This is a genomic window from Erythrobacter sp. THAF29 (genome assembly GCF_009363635.1).
Lineage (GTDB): Bacteria > Pseudomonadota > Alphaproteobacteria > Sphingomonadales > Sphingomonadaceae > Erythrobacter.
The window spans coordinates 525,776-542,167 of record NZ_CP045392.1; the positions used below are offsets into that span (position 1 = coordinate 525,776).

18 protein-coding genes and 1 tRNA gene are annotated in these 16,392 nt (G+C 61.5%); 9 read left to right on the forward strand and 10 right to left on the reverse strand.

The genetic code is table 11. The features are described 5' to 3' along the window. Nucleotide 1: 1 nt before the first annotated feature. The 8 genes from FIU90_RS02685 to FIU90_RS02720 all read right to left on the reverse strand — a co-directional run bounded on the left by FIU90_RS02685 (nt 2) and on the right by FIU90_RS02720 (nt 7,587). Complete coding sequence (locus tag FIU90_RS02685; protein WP_152433373.1) at nt 2–1,384, reverse strand: M48 family metalloprotease; 1,383 nt, start codon at nt 1,382–1,384, stop codon at nt 2–4. Nucleotides 1,385–1,395: 11 nt separating this feature from the next. Continuing rightward, entirely contained in the window at nt 1,396–2,340 is a 945-nt protein-coding gene (locus FIU90_RS02690) for an alpha/beta hydrolase (protein ID WP_152433374.1), read from the reverse strand. Nucleotides 2,341–2,362: 22 nt separating this feature from the next. Beyond that, the gene (locus tag FIU90_RS02695) at nt 2,363–3,469 is read right to left on the reverse strand and encodes a phosphatase domain-containing protein (protein WP_152433375.1); all 1,107 of its coding nucleotides are present in this window, start codon (nt 3,467–3,469) and stop codon (nt 2,363–2,365) included. A 67-nt stretch (nt 3,470–3,536) separates the two neighbouring features. Beyond that, complete coding sequence (locus FIU90_RS02700; protein ID WP_152433376.1) at nt 3,537–5,225, reverse strand: hypothetical protein; 1,689 nt, start codon at nt 5,223–5,225, stop codon at nt 3,537–3,539. 182 nt (nt 5,226–5,407) lie between these two features. Next, entirely contained in the window at nt 5,408–5,845 is a 438-nt protein-coding gene (locus FIU90_RS02705) for a DUF2141 domain-containing protein (protein ID WP_152433377.1), read from the reverse strand. Continuing rightward, on the reverse strand, nt 5,842–6,612 hold the full coding sequence (locus FIU90_RS02710; protein WP_152433378.1) for a sterol desaturase family protein: 771 nt from the start codon (nt 6,610–6,612) through the stop codon (nt 5,842–5,844). The genes FIU90_RS02705 and FIU90_RS02710 overlap by 4 nt, the downstream gene beginning before the upstream one ends. Nucleotides 6,613–6,653: 41 nt before the next feature. Continuing rightward, on the reverse strand, nt 6,654–7,151 hold the full coding sequence (locus FIU90_RS02715) for an MmcB family DNA repair protein (protein WP_152433379.1): 498 nt from the start codon (nt 7,149–7,151) through the stop codon (nt 6,654–6,656). Between the two features lie 40 nt (nt 7,152–7,191). Continuing rightward, nucleotides 7,192–7,587 carry a hypothetical protein gene (locus FIU90_RS02720; protein ID WP_152433380.1) on the reverse strand — a complete coding sequence of 132 codons (396 nt, stop codon included), beginning with the start codon at nt 7,585–7,587 and terminating at the stop codon, nt 7,192–7,194. Nucleotides 7,588–7,752: 165 nt separating this feature from the next. Between FIU90_RS02720 and FIU90_RS02725 the strand changes: the two genes are divergently transcribed. Further along, nucleotides 7,753–7,829: transfer RNA gene (locus tag FIU90_RS02725), tRNA-Arg, on the forward strand. Nucleotides 7,830–7,854: 25 nt separating this feature from the next. On the opposite strand, the gene FIU90_RS02730 is transcribed toward FIU90_RS02725, so the two are convergent. Next, nucleotides 7,855–8,133 (reverse strand): helix-turn-helix transcriptional regulator, encoded by a 279-nt coding sequence (locus FIU90_RS02730; protein ID WP_234029602.1) that lies wholly within the window; start codon nt 8,131–8,133, stop codon nt 7,855–7,857. Nucleotides 8,134–8,581: 448 nt separating this feature from the next. Here FIU90_RS02730 and FIU90_RS02735 point away from each other — a divergent pair, with 448 nt between their 5' ends. The 7 genes from FIU90_RS02735 to FIU90_RS02765 all read left to right on the forward strand — a co-directional run bounded on the left by FIU90_RS02735 (nt 8,582) and on the right by FIU90_RS02765 (nt 14,768). After that, nucleotides 8,582–9,139, forward strand: a complete 558-nt coding sequence (locus tag FIU90_RS02735) for a hypothetical protein (protein WP_152433382.1) — start codon at nt 8,582–8,584, stop codon at nt 9,137–9,139. Next, complete coding sequence (locus FIU90_RS02740) at nt 9,136–9,768, forward strand: hypothetical protein (RefSeq protein ID WP_152433383.1); 633 nt, start codon at nt 9,136–9,138, stop codon at nt 9,766–9,768. Before FIU90_RS02735 ends, FIU90_RS02740 begins: the two co-directional genes overlap by 4 nt. Nucleotides 9,769–9,814: 46 nt before the next feature. Further along, nucleotides 9,815–10,891 (forward strand): hypothetical protein, encoded by a 1,077-nt coding sequence (locus tag FIU90_RS02745; RefSeq protein WP_152433384.1) that lies wholly within the window; start codon nt 9,815–9,817, stop codon nt 10,889–10,891. 92 nt (nt 10,892–10,983) lie between these two features. Further along, entirely contained in the window at nt 10,984–11,700 is a 717-nt protein-coding gene (locus FIU90_RS02750) for a C39 family peptidase (protein WP_152433385.1), read from the forward strand. Nucleotides 11,701–11,711: 11 nt separating this feature from the next. Further along, entirely contained in the window at nt 11,712–12,668 is a 957-nt protein-coding gene (locus FIU90_RS02755) for a hypothetical protein (protein ID WP_152433386.1), read from the forward strand. Next, complete coding sequence (locus FIU90_RS02760; protein WP_152433387.1) at nt 12,665–13,297, forward strand: peptidoglycan-binding domain-containing protein; 633 nt, start codon at nt 12,665–12,667, stop codon at nt 13,295–13,297. Before FIU90_RS02755 ends, FIU90_RS02760 begins: the two co-directional genes overlap by 4 nt. 37 nt (nt 13,298–13,334) lie before the next feature. Continuing rightward, on the forward strand, nt 13,335–14,768 hold the full coding sequence (locus tag FIU90_RS02765; RefSeq protein ID WP_152433388.1) for a transporter: 1,434 nt from the start codon (nt 13,335–13,337) through the stop codon (nt 14,766–14,768). Between the two features lie 14 nt (nt 14,769–14,782). Here the strand turns inward: FIU90_RS02765 and FIU90_RS02770 are convergent, their stop codons facing one another. Beyond that, nucleotides 14,783–15,553, reverse strand: a complete 771-nt coding sequence (locus FIU90_RS02770) for a DUF2189 domain-containing protein (RefSeq protein ID WP_152433389.1) — start codon at nt 15,551–15,553, stop codon at nt 14,783–14,785. 169 nt (nt 15,554–15,722) lie between these two features. Between FIU90_RS02770 and FIU90_RS02775 the strand changes: the two genes are divergently transcribed. Next, on the forward strand, nt 15,723–16,376 hold the full coding sequence (locus tag FIU90_RS02775; protein ID WP_172970165.1) for a Crp/Fnr family transcriptional regulator: 654 nt from the start codon (nt 15,723–15,725) through the stop codon (nt 16,374–16,376). Nucleotides 16,377–16,392: the final 16 nt, after the last annotated feature.

Here is a 16,392-nt window from a genome sequence, read left to right on the forward strand (position 1 = left end):
CCTAGCGCCGGTCGCGCAGGCGTTCCAGTTCCGAACGAGCCTGCAAGGCGACGTCCTGCGCGCGGATCCAGTCGGGCGAACCGACCGGCAGGCCTGCCTCGGCCGCCTGAGCATTGCGCAGCGCTTCGGGATAGTTGCGGTTCATCACCTGCTGTTCCGCACTGGCGAGCCGTGCGCGCGGAATGTCGCCGCGCGCCGCATAGACGACTCCCAGCTGGTACCATGCAAACGGATTGAACCGGTCGCGCGAAACAGCCGCGCGCAGCACGCGCTCGGCCTCGTCGTAATTGGCCTTGTCCTCGGTTGCGATAAGCGCGTGGCCGAACATGCCGGCAATCAGCGGTTGATTGAGTGTCAGCTCGGTCGCGCGGCGAAGAGGGACCAGCGCCTCTTCGGGCTTGCCCGATTCGAGCAACACCTGCCCCTTCAGCTCGAGGAAATACGGATTGTCGGGATTGTGTTCGAGCAGCGCATCGGCCTCTGCCAGCGCCTTTTCCACCTGTGCATCCTTGTGGAAGGCGTAGGCGCGCGCATAGTGCGCGGGGATACTGGTGTCGCTTTCGGGATATTGATTGAAGGTACGCTGCGGCTCGGCAAGGTAGCCGAACAGCTTTGCGCGCACGCGCTCGAAACGTTCCTGCAATTCCGGATCGTCGGGCGTGTCCCATGCCGGATCGTCCTGCAGGAGATCGCGAAGGGTCTGGATACGGTCGCCTGAAAGCGGGTGGGTGCGGGTGTAAGCCTGCTCGTCGCCCTGCGAATAGCCCCGGCGGATCTCGAAATCGCGCAGCTTGTCGAAGAATGTGAGCATCCCGCGACCTGAAATGCCTGCCCCCGAAAGGTAGCGAGCGCCTGCGAGGTCGGTTGCGGCCTCCTGGTTGCGGTTGAATGCCAGGAAGCTGCCGAGCGCGGCGCGCTGGCCGGCCATTATCGCACCCATTGCCGCATCGCCCGCGCCAGCGAGTGCGGCGCCAACGCCGAGCAGCAGCGAAAGGATCGTGATCCCCTGCGCCTGGCTCGTGCGCTCGTTGAACCGAACCACGTGCCCTGCAGTGATGTGACCGAGCTCGTGCGCGATCACGCCCTGCACCTCGTTGGCGGTGTCTGCAGCGTTCAGGAGCCCTGCATGGACGTATACCACTTGTCCGCCCGCCACGAAGGCGTTGATCGATGGATCGTTGATGAGGACGATATCGACATTGCCCGGCTCAAGCTCGGACGCCTCGACCAAAGGTTCGAGCATGTCGTTCAGGAGTGCCTCGGTCTCGGCATCGCGCAGGATCGACTGCGCCGCGAGCGGATTCACCGCCATGAAGACGCTCGCAACAAGGGCGAGCACATAGGCGGTCAGCCTGTAGGCCGAGAGGGAAATGATAGCGCGCATCTGTGCCAGTGCTAACGGGTTTCCGCCTGAACGGGAACTGAAACCGTGTCGCTCTTCGTATCGCTCTTCGTGACTTCGTGCGCGAAAGCGGCGATCAGATCCGCGACGTCGCGGTTGCTTCGCCAGGGCGCGGCGAGCGAGATCAGCGGATCGTTGTGCTCCATTTCCGCATAGGTGCGGACCCTTACCGCTCCTCCTGCTTCCTCGATCAGCTGCGCAAGCGCTCGGGTGTTGCGCGGCTTGACGAGCGTGTCCTTCTCGCCGTGGATCAGGAGCATCGGTGGTGCGTCGGCCCGGACATGCGCGATCGGCTGGGTGGATACGGGCTCGGGCGCGTCTCCGAACGCTGCGATGGTGGATTCGCTGTCGAAGGGAAAGAAATCATAGGGGCCTGCAAGGCCGACTACGCCTGAAATATCGCTAGGCGAGAGCCCCTCGCGAGCCAGCCACCGCTCATCAAGCGCAGCCATGACGACGTTGTAGGCCCCTGCAGAGTGTCCCGCCAAGACGATCTGCTCGGGATCTCCGCCATATTGCGCGATCTCGCGGTGGGCCCAGCCGATCGCTGCGGCAGTGTCTTCGAGCATTGCCGGATACTTGCCAGCATCACCAAGGCGGTATCCTGCAAGCACCACGACGAACCCCTTTGGCACGAATGCGCGACCGATGAAGTCGTAGCTCGCCGGATCGCCCGAACGCCAGCTTCCTCCGTGAACGAACACGAGCACCGGGCGGCGTTCGTCGGAGGAGGTTTCGCGCCCCGGGCCCCAGACAAGCAGCTTTTGCTGTGGGTGCTCGCCGGTCGAGATCGTCGCTTTCAATTCGGCATCGCCGCTGCTCGACATTCGGTCGACAGCGCTCAGCACCGCCGGGCCATCGCGCGCGATGGCAACTTGCAGCGCAATGGCGCTGGCCGCGACCACGAGGACCAACCCGCCTAGAATCCACCAGATCATGCGCACGCCTGCCTGCCTCTCATCATGTTTCACCTTCCGCCGTCGCCTTGACGAGATTTTCGACCCGAGCGTCCATTTCAAGCCCCGCTTCGGCGAGGAAATCTCGCGCGGCGTTGTAATCCGCGCCCATCCAGAACGGCACTCCGGCACCTTCGATCAGGGCTTTGGCCGCCTGTTCCTTCTCGTCGGGGGCTTCCTCGGAAATCCGCCGGATGAACACCGCCGCTACCCTGTCCCGGTGCGCAGCCACGATTTCGCCAAAGGCGACGAGGTCCTTCTGCGTGTCGTCTCCGACAAGTGCGAATTTGAGCTCGGGAAAGCCGGTGATGATCCGCCGGATTGCACTCGTCTTGTGCGAACCGTGCCCCTCCGACCCAAGCGTCGTCCGGTTCAGGCCCCAGTCGCGCAGCATGATCGGCCCCAATGGCATCCCTCGGGTTCGCTTGAATGTCACGAGGTAGGTGAAAAGATTCCAGGGGCTTGAGGAAACGTAGAAAACCGGGCGCGGGCGCGCCTGCGGGATGGTGCTATTGCGTTCTTCCCCATCGGCAAGTCCGCCGAGAGCGCCGTAAAATTCCTCTGCGCCCGGCACGATTTCACGCGCGTCGGGCATTTGCGCCATGACGCGTTTCCAGTTGCGGGCTATCGCCTTCACATTGCCGGTGATGCCCGTTTCGAGAATGGTGTCGTCGATATCCGAAATCACGCCGATGCCTGCTTCGCGACCCGGTGCGAGCAGGTGCGCATCCGTTTCGCCGCCCTCATGCTTGCCCGGGACTTCGCTCCAGCTGATCCGCGCGCGTTCCCATCCCGTCTTCAGCGGGAGGTCATAACGTTCGCCGAGCGGGACTTCGAAGCGGGCAAAGCCTTCGGAATCGGTGGTCACTTCGGAGCGGACCGTGCGTCCATCGCCGGTCTCGAATTCGAGCGCAACATCGACTCCGCCGACCTCGTGGCTGAGATACTGGCGCAGCATCGTCCTGAATCCGCCAAGGAAATTGCGGCTGTCGAAGCTCGTTTCCTCGGCGCGCAGGGCGCGGGCGGTGAGATGGAGATGCGAACTCGTGCGAAAACCGTAGAAGGGCTGCACCCGCATCGGAGCGCGCGGCGAGAAGAGGTCGAGAACCATGGTCTGACCGCCTAGGCGCGAATAGGGATCACGCCAAGCTCTGCGTTTTCATGGAGTTGCGCGCGCGTCAGCCAACAAGCTTGCGAGCGGCGCGTTCGATCAGCGGAATGTCGTCCTCGATCTCGCCGAGCATCGACACACCGCCTTCGCCGTCGCGACGCACCACGACCACGGAGAATTCCGCACCGTCAGCTGAAAGCGCATCGAAGGTAAGCTCTTCGAGCTCGCGCAGCTTTTGGGCGAGTGCCTTGCGAACCTCGTCCGCCTTTTCGACCGTCTTGCCCGCCTCTTCCCGACGGATGCGACGCTCGGCCGCGACCACGCCTTTGAGGCCGCCATCGGCATCGGCTAGGAAGCCGGCGAGCGCGCCGCGTTCGAGGTTCAGGCGATGCGCATGGCTCAGCACCGCTGCATATTCGGTGAGACGGGTCTTGTCGTAATCGCTGCCGAAGACGAGCTTGACGATCGGGGTCATCGGCGCGCGGTCCTGTATCGACAGGCCGCTTTCCTCGATCAGTTCCTCGTATTCCTCCGGCGCTTCCTTGGCGACGAGCGAGAAGTCGTAGGCGCGGCCAACCGCAGCATAGAGCGCCTGGCGGCTGCGATCCTCGGTAGCGCGCGCATTCTCTGCAAGTTCGCGGGCCGATGCGAGGTAATCGTGTAGGCCGGCATCCTCATCTAGCTCGGCGTGAATGTCGACGCTGTCTGCACTGCTGCCTTCATCACCGGCGCTGTTCGGCACGCTGGAAACGGCAACCGGGGCATCTTCGGCGTCTTCGGCAGCGACATTGTCGACGTCATAGTCGGCCGGATCGAAGTTGTCGGCGTCGAGATCGATGGCCTTTTTCGCCGGGGTTTCGAGATAGTCGGAGAGCGAGGCGAAGCTGTATCCGGCATCGCCATCTTCATCGTCTTCTCCGAGCTCCGGATCCTCCAGCGTATATTTGCCGAAGTCGGGGAGCGGGATGTCGTCTTCGTCGGTCGGGCCCTGGTACTCGGCTGCAACAGGTTCGACGTCGTTGGTCGGTTCTTCGGCAACCTCTTCTTCGGCTGCCATTTCATTCTCTGCACTGAGCTCGAAAATGTCGGCGCTAGGCGCATCGACCAGGGGATCGGCGTGATGCTTGTGCGGCTCGTCCTCTTCCTCGACGGCATCGTCGCTTTCCAGTGCCTGGTCGATCTCGAGCAGCAGCTCGTCGGCGGTGACCTGGTCGGCGATTTCCTTCCAGTTGATTACGCCATAGATGAAGTCGATCGTCTCGTCGTCGCTCGAAAACGGCAGCAGAATGCCGCGATACATGATCGAGGCACCGCGCTGGTTCACGAACTCCGCCTCGAAGCCGATGGGTGCTTCGTTGGCGAGGATCTGGAGGTAGTGATCGGTGATCCGGCTCAGCAAGGAGCGCGGCGGAACGTCCGATAGCTTTGCGATCTCACCCTCGGCACCGCATTCCTCCGCCAGCAACTGGCCAAGGAACTGGACAGCGGGATCGTCGATGCCCGAGGAAAAGTCGAGCAACACCGAATTGGGGCCGAAATCGTCGAGATTGTGCGGCTCAAGGTCTTCGATCGAGGGGAAGGACTTGTCGCCCAGCAGGCTCGCCCAATGATTGTAGGCGCGCACCTGCATGCGCCGCTCGTCCTGGCCGATGGCTTCGGGCGGCAGGTCGCGTGCATTTTCCTCTTCGTGGGCATCCCAATCGTGGCCGTCGTCCGCCACGTCCCTGGAATCGAAAGTGCCCCGCAGATTGTCCATGGCTGTTGTCGCCCCTTTTTGAACCTGTTTGGGGCGGTTCTGGCGATGTGTGGTAAACATCCCGTTAAGCGCAACGCGCGAAATCGGGCGAAGCGGCGAGCCATGTGGCCGCGATGGGCAGAATTCCAACAGGTTGGTGCCGGTTGACCGCGTGACGCCAGCGCGCCTTTGCGCTGAACAGCCTAGAGGAAGTACCGCATCTTGATGGTGAGGCTTTGCGCTTCCTCGCCGTGCTCGAACACCGCGTCCTTGAACTTGGGCGGAGCCATGCGCACCGGCGCATCGCGCGAGAAGCCGTAACCTTCCTTGGGCATCATGCCGAGCGCGCGGTTGGCTTTGCCATCGTCGTTTTCGTCATGAAGCAGCGCGATGGCGTAATTTCCCGGTTTCACGCCCTTGAAAGTGATTGTGACCTTTTCGCCTGCTGGAACGACCGTGCGGTGAGAAGCGGGATCCTTGATGCATTTGGGGAAGATGTCTTCCTTGGTCGTCATGCATGCGCGCACCACGCCTTTGGTGTTGCGCAGGTCGGTGACGGTGATCGTCACCTCGCTCGCCGCGACCGGCGCTGCCATCGCGGTGAGCGCACCGCCGAAAACGAGGAGGGGTAGGCGCTTCATGTCGGAACCCTTGCGCTGGCCTGCTGGCCGGCGATACGATCCGACAGGCCGCGATCGGTCCCGCACACCCGGTCCCAGAAGCGGAAGTAAAGCCCGAAATTGCATCGATATTCCTCGTGATGTTTCTCGTGGTGGCTCGCGGTTATCACCCATCGACCCAACCGAGAATGAACGAGCCTGCGCGGGAAAACTTCCCAACCCATATGGTTGGTAACGCCCATGATTGTAGCCACAGTGAGCACGATGCCCAGCATCGCCAGGTGGATCGGGACTATGAAAACCAGCGCCGGGATCAGGATTGCACCGGTCAGACTCTCGATCGGGTGGAAGCTCATCGCGGTCCACGCGGTTGGAGGACGGCTGTCGTGGTGGACCTTGTGCATGACCTTGAAAAGCCGCGGTGAATGCATCGCGCGGTGGGTCCAATAGAACCAGGTGTCCTGCGCAAAAAGGTAGATGAACACCGACAGCGGCAGGTACCAGAGCGGGTAGGCGCTCCAATCGGTGTAGAGCTGCGTCCATCCGAGGTGGTTCCAGCTCCAGTAAATCATGCCTGCCGGTGCGCCGTAGATCACGGTTGCGATCAGCGACCAGCGGATTTCGTCGCGGATCTGCGACCGCATCCCGTCATAGAGGCCGGGTTGCACCTTTCCGGTGATCCACGCGAACAGGCCGGATGATGCGAAATAGCGCAATGCCACGAACGCCGAGGTGACGAGGCTCACGATCAGCAGCGCTGGCAGGATGGGCGTGTCGGCGGGGAGCATCGCGCATCTCTATCCCGCCCTGCGTCGATTTGGAACAGCCGCTAGCCCGCGTTCACCGGATCGCCGCAGCTGGGATCGACCAATCCCGTGTAGCGCCGCATCGCGAACCGGGCGAGCCGTTCCATCTGCGCCTTGCGCCGCGCGGCAGCGAGCGATTCGAGCGGGGCATGACGGAGGATTTCCGCATCGTAGCCATCGCCCACGATTACCCCGCATTTGTCGGGCATGTAGGCTTCGCTTTCGAGCGGGGTGCGATCGAGCCCCGGAGCAACCCCCCAGTAGAACCGGTCGCAAAAATCGAGGTAATCCGGCCACTTGGCATCGCCCAAAAGGTCGCCGCGCGCCACCTTGATCTCGACAATCACCAGCAGGCCTTTCGCATCGACACCCATGAGATCGGCCCGCCGCCCGTTCTTGAGCGGCATTTCCGACACGCACCAGATGTCGTTACGCGCGAACAGCCGCTGGATCCCGCGCGCGACATCCCGCGCGGTGGCTGAAACGGGCGAATCGAGGATCGGTGCTGGCTGACTGGTCATTCGGCATGCTTGGAACATACCACGAACACATGTCAAGGCGTCAGGCAGTCTCTTTCTGGTTCTTGCCGATCATGCCAAGGACGCCTTCGCGGGCGGCATGGAATTCGCGCCACAGCGCCTGCGCCGGGGCAAGCACGTCCCCTCCGCGCGCGGTGATGGTGCGCAGCGCGGTGATGCCGGGCTGCATGATTGCGTCGATATCCTCGATCTGCTGCCAGGCGAGATTTCGACGCCACTCGCTCGCTTCTCTCAGCATCTTCGCGAGGGCCGCACCGTCGGCAACCGGGTTCTCCTGGGCCAACTGTGCGAGAGCCGAGAGTTCGGCGGCTTTCGCGTGTATCTCGTCCCAGCGCCGCGCGAGCGTTTCCACCGGCCGCGTAGCCTCGCGGGCGGTTTTGCGCATGGCGTGCAACTGGTCGGGCGGAAGCGCTGACATGGCCGCAAGAATTAAGCGGCAAGCCGTTGCCGAATGGTTAAGCGCGCAATCACTATTGCAATGGAGCGGTTTCGACGGGGAAGATAATTTTGTGGCAGTCCATCGCGACACTTGCTAAGCGGCGCGCCCGGCGCGATTGTCGCCCTGTCAACAAGAGCCTTACAAGCACCCGTAGCTCAGCTGGATAGAGCGCTGCCCTCCGAAGGCAGAGGTCACAGGTTCGAATCCTGTCGGGTGCGCCAAGGGCTTCTTGCTGACGCGCGGCGTCTATCCGTCGCGCATTCCTGCGATCGCCGGTGCCGGCATGGAACCGTGACCAGCGCCATCCTCGAGTGTGAGGATGCCGGTTGCCACGGCCTTGCTGATGAGGTGAACCCTGTTTCGGGCCCTCATTTTCAACCTGCTGTTTTCGATATGCCGCTCAACGGTGCGCGGCGCGATTTCCACCCTGATTGCAATTTCCTTGCTCGTCATCCCGAGTGCGGCGAGCCGCAGGATCTGATGCTCGCGCCTGGTAAGATGGATCGGGTCGTCTGTATCTCTCAAAATCACTGTTCTGTCCCTGTCAGCCTGAATAGAGTTAGGTTTGCGGACCCGACAGTTGTGACAGTCCCGGATTACGCGCTGGGATCGTTGACCCTTGTTGCATAAGCCGCGGCGCATTTTGTTGCGCTAACAAAATCTTAGCGCAGACAGGGGGCGCGTCAACTCAGCCATTTGGCTATTTTAGTGTACGCCGAATTCGATCATTCGAAAAACCCCTGAAAACTCGCGTTTTTCACGCATGAATAGCTCTTGCCAGATCGCGAATTGGCGCGAAATTTCCGGTTTTAGTTCTTTTGCCTTGGTTAGAATCCCCCGGTTAAATACCTCTAATTTTATTCCCTAGGGAGAAACGACTCGACAGTTGTTCTAGTCATTCGATCCGATAGGAAGTCCCCGGTTTTGTCAGCATAGTTCCGTCCTGTTCCGACACAGGGAGGGGACCGGGCGAATGACGCCGACAGCCAAATCGAGAGCCTTTTGCGCCTTTGCGGGTCGTCACCTGATCGCAGGCGCTGCGATTGGTGCGCTGGCGCTTGCCATGCCGCTTCCCGCCGCCGCGCAAACCGTCGATATCAAGGACGATCCCGAAGCGGGCGACATGGTGCTCCTGCGCGATGTTCCTACAAGGGCCGGCCAGAAAAGGGGCCGAGGCGATGCGCTGGTGGCAAATGCTTCTCCCAACGCGGCGTTTGACGATGGGATCGCGCTTGGTGTTAACCAGATCGACGATGCCAAGGCCGCAGAAATAACCTCGTCGGTGCTCTCGTTGCTCGACAACCTTCCAGTCGTGGATGGCAGCATCTCCAGCACCGAGTCGCTCATCAGCGAAGCAGTGAGGGACAGTCAGGCAACTCCTTTCAACGATCCATCCGCAACCGGCCTTACCTCGTTCGTCAACGGTTCGGTTGGTTCCGCCATGGCAACCGCCGATTCCGCGACGCGCGATGCGCTCGGCAGCATCAATCAGGCCCTCGGCGGGCTCAGCCTGGGCGGACCCGGCCAATGAATCGCCGGGCTCTGACCATTTCATCGGCCTGCGCCGGACTTGCGCTCTGCGCGATCCCCGCGGCGGCACAGGAGGCCGGCGATCCCGAGGCAAACAAGCCGGGCGACTCGATCGAGATCGGCTCGGAAATGGGCGGGTTCGAAGGCGTGCGGCAGGTTAATGTCGCGGCCGGCAACGGAAACCAGCAGGTAAACCTCGCTGTAGTGGCAGCAGGCGAAACCGCGATCGGTTCCGCAGAAATCGTCCAGATCAACGACCAGCCTGCACCAGCCGAGGCACGAGGATACTCCGCGCTTATCACCGGCGAAGCCTTCGCCGGGAGCCGCGGATTGACGGCGGTTAACGTCGCCGCCGGATCGGGCAACAGCCAGGCAAACCTGGCCATGATCGTAACCGGATTGGAAGGGCGCGTCGCATCTCTAGCGACCCTGGAACAGGCGCGCGCTTCCTCTGAGCCGCAAGGGGCTGGGGGGGAAAACCCTGCGTCTGATTTCGAAGCGAAGATCGATCGATCTGCGTTCCGAGACAGCAGTGGAATCGTCCAAGTGAGCCTTGTCGGTGGCACGGGGAACGCCTCGGCCAATGTCGCTGTGCTGTCCATGGAGGCCGGCACCAATCGCAACCAATAGGAGAAGAAGAATGCGAAAACATATGCTTCTAGGGGGTGCTGCGGCAGTGGCCGTAGCCTTGACCCCTGCAAGCGCTCTCGCCCAAGACGGCGGAGTAATCGCGGATATCGTCGATGAACTCGGCGATTCCCTCGAAGAGCGGCCGGATCCCGGTCTCTCGCTTGGTCTCGAAGGCACCGTCGAGGTGCACTACGAGAATGAAATCGAAACGGAAATTGAAACCGATGTCGATTTCACCAAGGACGTGACGCTTGCCGGCACCGTCGATCTCAGCGGCGACATCCAAGTCGATGCAGCTGCTGTCGCGATCGTCGACAACAAGCAAGCGCTGATCGGCAACACCCTGTATTTCAGCGAGGAAAACGAACTCAACGCTGAAAACGGCTTTGTCGACCCCGCGTTCGGTGACGGAGTCAGCGAAGCTGGGCAGGACCCGAACGACGACCTCACGGACGGTTCGCGTCAGGGCCAGATCCGCGTTGGCTTCTTTGCTCCGATCATCAACAACGTGAACGACCTTACTGTCGATGCATCGGGCAATGTCGGCCTGAACATGGCGGCTGGTTACTTCAACGTTCAGGAGAACATCGGGGCACTCGCCACGTCGAACTTCGAAGGCGATGATGACGACCAGGGCGGCATGGCAGAAGCCTCGCTGACCGCGTTGCAGCTGTCGACCCTGAACTTCATCGGGCCCGACCCGTTCAGTGAGAACACTGGCGACGAGACCGAAGAAGGCGGTTCGCTCAACGACTATCGTGTCCGCAACACCGTGTTCAACGGCGGCGCATCGTTCACGACGGACGGCAACCTCGGCGTCAACGCCGCAGCTGGCGCCATGAACACCCAGAAGAACGCTCTGGTCCTCGCAGTGGCATCCGATGCCGCGATGGCTGAAGCAACGGCTGGTGTGATCCAGGCCAGCGTCGGCAACACTGCCGATATCCAAGACGAGATCAACACCGTGAATCCGGGCACCTATTCGGGCTCGGGCAATATCGGTGTGAACCTCGCTGCGGGTAACTTCAACCAGCAGATGAACTCGCTGGTTGCAGCTGTCGGCCAAGCCGGTGCCGGAAACGGCGACACCGGTGGTGGCGGTGGTGGCACGGATCCGAACTAAGGATTCGTGACTGTTTCGGTGGGGTCGATCCCGGCTCGGGCGACCCCACCGTTTCACCCCAACCAACCCCCATTCGGACAAGGCACTGGCTAATGCGGCTTTCTTCAATCTTTCTGACCGGGACTGTAGCCCTTGCAGGGCTCAGCGGGTGCGCGACCGCGCCCGAGGGCATTCAGCCCTTCGCGATCGGACAGGAGGGCCTGAGAACCCAACCGCTCTACAAGCCTGTCCAGAGCTGGAGATCGCAAAGGTTCAAGAACCTCGTCCGCCAGCAAACAGATTTCAGCTGCGGCGCAGCTGCGCTCGCAACCATATTCAATTATGCCTACGGGAAGAATACGAGTGAGCAGCAGATCCTCGTGAACATGCTGCGCATCGCCGATCCCGACGTGATCCGCGAACGCGGCTTTTCGCTGCTCGACATGAAGAATTACGTCAATGCAGTGGGAATGACGGGCCAGGGATACGAGGTCGAATACGACGCTCTCAAACATCTCAAGGTTCCAGGCATCGCGCTGCTCAATATCAAGAACTACAAACACTTCGTAGTCGTTCGCAAAGTGCGTGACGACGTGGTGCATGTCGGCGATCCCGCGCTCGGCAACCGCGTGATGAGCCGCAAGGCCTTCAACGAAGCTTGGAACGGTGTCGTATTCGTAGTGCTCGGAGACGGGTTCGATCCCGAAACCGTGTTGCTTAACCCACCACCCCCGCTGTCGGCAGCGCGCCTTTACGGTCTGCGCTCTCCGGTCCGCAACGCCGAAGTCTATGATTTCGGCATCGGCCCGGCCAACAGCTTCGTCTTTTAGGAGGGACGGTCATGACTGATTTCACCGTCTCGAATTCACCCCTTCTGCCCGGACAGCGCGGGCGCCCCGACACCCCCCCAATTGCTCGGGTCTTGCTCGCGCTGTCCATTTTTCTCGCCTTTGTCCTTGCAGCGCCGCTGGCAGCTGCGGCGCCTATCGAGGAAGCCGCGCTGACCGGGACTGAGCATCAGTCCGATTTCGAGAGCGGTATCGAAACAGGCGTCAAAGCTGGATTCGAAAGCGGCCTGGAATCGCTAGGCCGCGAGGTCGCTGACGAAGAACTCTCCGATATGCGCGGCAAGTTCATCAAAGCGGATTCGGTTCACTATTTCGGCGTGGAGATGGTCCAGAGCTGGACCAATGCCGACGGGCTGACCATGCAGGCTACCCTGCAGTTCAGCGTCGATTTCGCGAACGGTGCGAGCAATCTCGAAGGTGCGACACCTTCGATCCAGATTTCCTGGAGCCGTGTCTGCGACGAATGCCTCGATACCGACATGGACGTTGCCGACCTTTCGGCCGTGGGTGATACCCCCACGTTGCTCGAAGTAGGCCGGTTCGAGACGCTGGAGGGTCTGGTTCAGACGCAGGAAATCGCCGGCAGCGACAATCGCGTGCTGAACAAGATGCACTTCTCGGTCGTCCCGGCATCATCGATCGATTCGACGATCCCCGAAGGATCGCAATCGGTTCTCCCCGGTGTCTCGCAGATCGTGGACGGCGATGACCAGATCCAGTTCCAGGTCGCCCGCAACGAGCTCGGCATTTCCATGTCGCGCGGCGACGAGAGCGTCCAGCAGGGCGTCAGCGGCGAGATGAGCCAGGTCGCTCAGCATGTGATCCTCCAGAGCAGCCTGAACACCATCCGCAATGAGATGGCGATCACGGTCGGAGTGAACGATCTCGCGACGATGCGAACTCACAATATCCAATCAGCGTTATCGGTTATGAAGGGGAGGGGCTTTTGAACCGGACGACATGGCTAAGGGGGGAGAGACGCGCAGGGTGGGGCCTGCGCGTCCTGCTGCCATTTGCGGCACTGTTGGGCGTGGCTGCGCCCGGAGCGAGCGCGGAAACCGCCGACAAGAAGTTCGCCGTGGAATCCGCAGGGAGGACCACGTGCGCGCAATATACCGAAGCCCGGTCCAGCAACCCAAGCAAGGCCGCACGCTATATCGGTTTCATCGAGGGCTACCTGACAGCTGCAAATCGCTACGAACCAAATACGTTCGACCTGACGCCATGGCACACCACTTCGGCGTTCGCCCTTATTCTCGACCAGCACTGCAAGAGAACGCCCGAAGATGGCCTTGCGATGGTCGCACAGAAGCTGGTGGTATCGATGATGCCGCTGCGGCTTGCCGATTCCTCGCCGCTTGTCGAGCTGCGCGAAGGGGAAAACCGCGCTGTTGTGTACGAGCGGATCCTGTGGCGGGCACAGGGCGAGCTTGCGCGGCGCGGCCTCTACAGGGCCCGGCCGGATGGCAAGGATTCGCCCGAGTTCCGCTCCGCGCTCACGCAATTCCAGAAATTGTCGAAACTCGATCCCAGCGGAGTCCCCGACGTGGCGACGCTGTGGGTGCTGCTCAATCCGTAAGACTTTTCGAAGAGATATTGAGGAAAGGGGGGAATCAATGTCGACTATGGCTAAAGTAGGATCGCTGGCGATCTTCGCGGTTGCCGGAATTGCCTGTTCCGGCGAAGCGCAGGCGCAGGTCTATGTCCAGGACATCGCATTCAAACTCGATGAAGGCGGCAATCCTGTCGAGTACGAGGAACTCGCGCCCGAGCGGCTTGCGGCCGACAACTGGCAGCTGAGAGCCGAACTCGAAATGATGCGCGAGCGCGAGGCTGCGGCGCAGCGGCGGATCGCCGATCTCGAGGAACGATTGCTCAGGCTGGAACAGGTCGCAGGCCTCGTCGGCGCGCAGCGGCTGAGCGATGCCGAGGAAGCGCAAATGCGCGGGCAGGGCTTTGGCACGAATGTGATGGCGCCCATCTATCGCGGCAACCAGATCGAGTTGACGCGGGGCAACCCCAATTTCGTCCAGACCACGCCGCAGCAGGACGGTGAGGCACAACAGACCGAGGAATATTCGGGCCGGCGCGATCCGGCTCCATCCCAATCGGTCGAGGCCGTGACAGAGGAGCAGCAGGGCTATTTCGGCCGGCGGTTCAGCTTCGAAGGTGGAGTGAATTACAGCCACTTCGACGATGCGCGGATCAATCTTAGCGGTTTCCTCGCGCTCGATGCGATCTTCCTCGGCCAGATCAGTGTCGACGAACAGACTTCCGATGTGATCACGACCGATTTCACCGGACGTTTTGCGCCCAACGACAGGCTGCAATTCGATGTCAACGTGCCGACGATCTACCGTTCTTCGGTGTTCCAGTCGGGCGGCGTTGGAGGCGATGCGAGCGGACTTGCGGACGCAAGGGTAGATGAATTCGGTCTTGGCGATGTCAGCGTCGGCGCGAGCTACCGGCTGCTGCGCGAGACGGTCAGGCGGCCCGATGTTGTGATCAACACCCGGGTCAAGGCTCCGACGGGCAAGGATCCATTCGGCATCGAGCTGGTCGAAGTCGAAGGCACAGAGGGCAATTTCCAGATTCCCACCTCGCTTTCGACTGGTAGCGGTGCATGGGCGGCCTCGGCCGGCGTATCGGCGCTCAAGACGCTCGATCCGATGATCGTGTTCGGTAACGTCACCTACTTCCACAACTTCAAGAACGAGTTCGACGATATCGACGAAACCCCCGGCGAACAGCCTGGCACGGTCGACATTGGCAACGCGATCCAGTTCGGTGCGGGCCTCGCCTTTGCACTGAACGAGAAGTCGAGCATTTCGACGAGCTTTTCGGTGCGTTTCGGCGACGAGGCCCGGTTGAGGTTCGAAGGCGAGGAATTCGAGGAAGTTGTCGGTAGCGGCTCGACCGTGGGCATGCTCAACCTTGGCGCGACCTTCGCGGTTTCGAACCGCGTTTCGCTGCTTGCCAATGTCGGGGTGGGGATGACCACCGATGCGCCGGACATGGTGCTGAGCGTGCGCGTGCCGTTCCGGTTCTAGGCGATTTCGAATCGCTATCGAACGGTGCGGCGATACAGGTGCCAGGTCGCATGGCCGAGCACCGGTAGCACGACGAACAGCCCCAGGAATGCAGGCGCCATCGCGGTGAATAGCAGCACGGCAATGATTCCGGCCCATGCCAGCATCACGGGCGCGTTGGTGCGTATCGCCTTGAGACTGGCGAAAATCGCGGTCAGGAAATCGACCTTGCGATCGACCAGCATGGGCAGGCTGATAACGGTGATCGAATAGAATGCGAGCGCGATCAGCGCACCGATCACGCTACCTACGCCGAGCATGGTCAGGCCAGTCGGGGTGGTGAAGAATTCGAGGGATTCGGAGCCCGCCCCCGCCTCGGCCATGAACACCGCGAACACGCCGTGCGCGACGATGATCCAGAATCCAAAGGCGACGAACAGGATCACGCCCATGCTCATGATCTGCTCGTCCCCGCGCCCTTTCAGTGCGCCGAGAACCGTGCTCCAGTTCGTCGGCAGGTTGGCTTCGCGCCTGCGACTCACTTCGTAAAGGCCGACCGCCGTGAACGGGGCGATGAGCGGAAAGCCCGCAGCGGCAGGGATCAGCCAGACCAGTTCGCCGCGCGCGATCAGGAGATAGGATAGCGCGATGCCAGACAGCGCAAAGACCGCCCCGAAAAACAGTCCATAGCCCGGCCTCGCGACGTAATCTCGCCAGCCTGCGGCGAGCGCGGCCCGAAGGTCGCGCAAAGTCAGATCCTGCGCGACTTCGAAGCGTTCGGAGCCGGTAGTTTCGACTGGGTTCAATCGTTTCTCCTTTTGCGACCGCAATGCCGCAGTTTCGCGCGCGCATCATTGACGCAAATCAAATCGCGCGAGTTGATTTGGGTCAAAGACGCGCAGGCGTGCCGGGTGCATTCGCAGGCCCATGATAGCGGAAACCCTGCATCGTTCCGAACCGCCGGAAAACGTTTGCTTGCGCGACATCGAGCCGTTTGCCTGCTGCTCGCCGGAAGTGATCGCGCGGCTGGAGACGATAGCGCAAAGGTTTGCGTTGCCTTCGTCTGAAGCGCTTCCTGAAACCGGTCATGGCGAACGGATCGTATTCATTACCGGCGGAGCGGCCAAGCTCATCGCGCCGGGCACGCCCAAGGGGCACATTCTCGCTTTCCAGTTTCCCGGCGACATCGTCTCGATCTCGCACCGCCCTGAGGGCTCCGCCACGCTCGTAGCGCTCAGCGAGCTCGAGCTCGTCATGTTCCTTGCGCACGAATTCCTCGATGCCGCAGAAATCGACCCTGCCCTTCTGCGAGCGGTGCTGGTGCGATCACTCGACACGATCCAGCGCAACCGCATACGCATGATGCGGTTGGGCCACCGCACCGCACGCCAAAGGGTCGCAGGGTTTCTCGTGAACATGGGGGAGAGATTGTGCGGCTGCACCAGCGGGCCGTGCGAGTTGGACCTGCCGATGGGGCGCGGCGATATCGGCAACAGCCTCGGCCTGACAATCGAGACTGTGAGTAGGCAGTTCACCGAATTGCGCGGCGAGGGATTTGTGACGACCAGTGGGCGGTCGGCGGTGCACATCGCGGATATCGACGCGCTTCGGCGCGAGGCCGGACCTTAAGAAACCACGCAAAAAA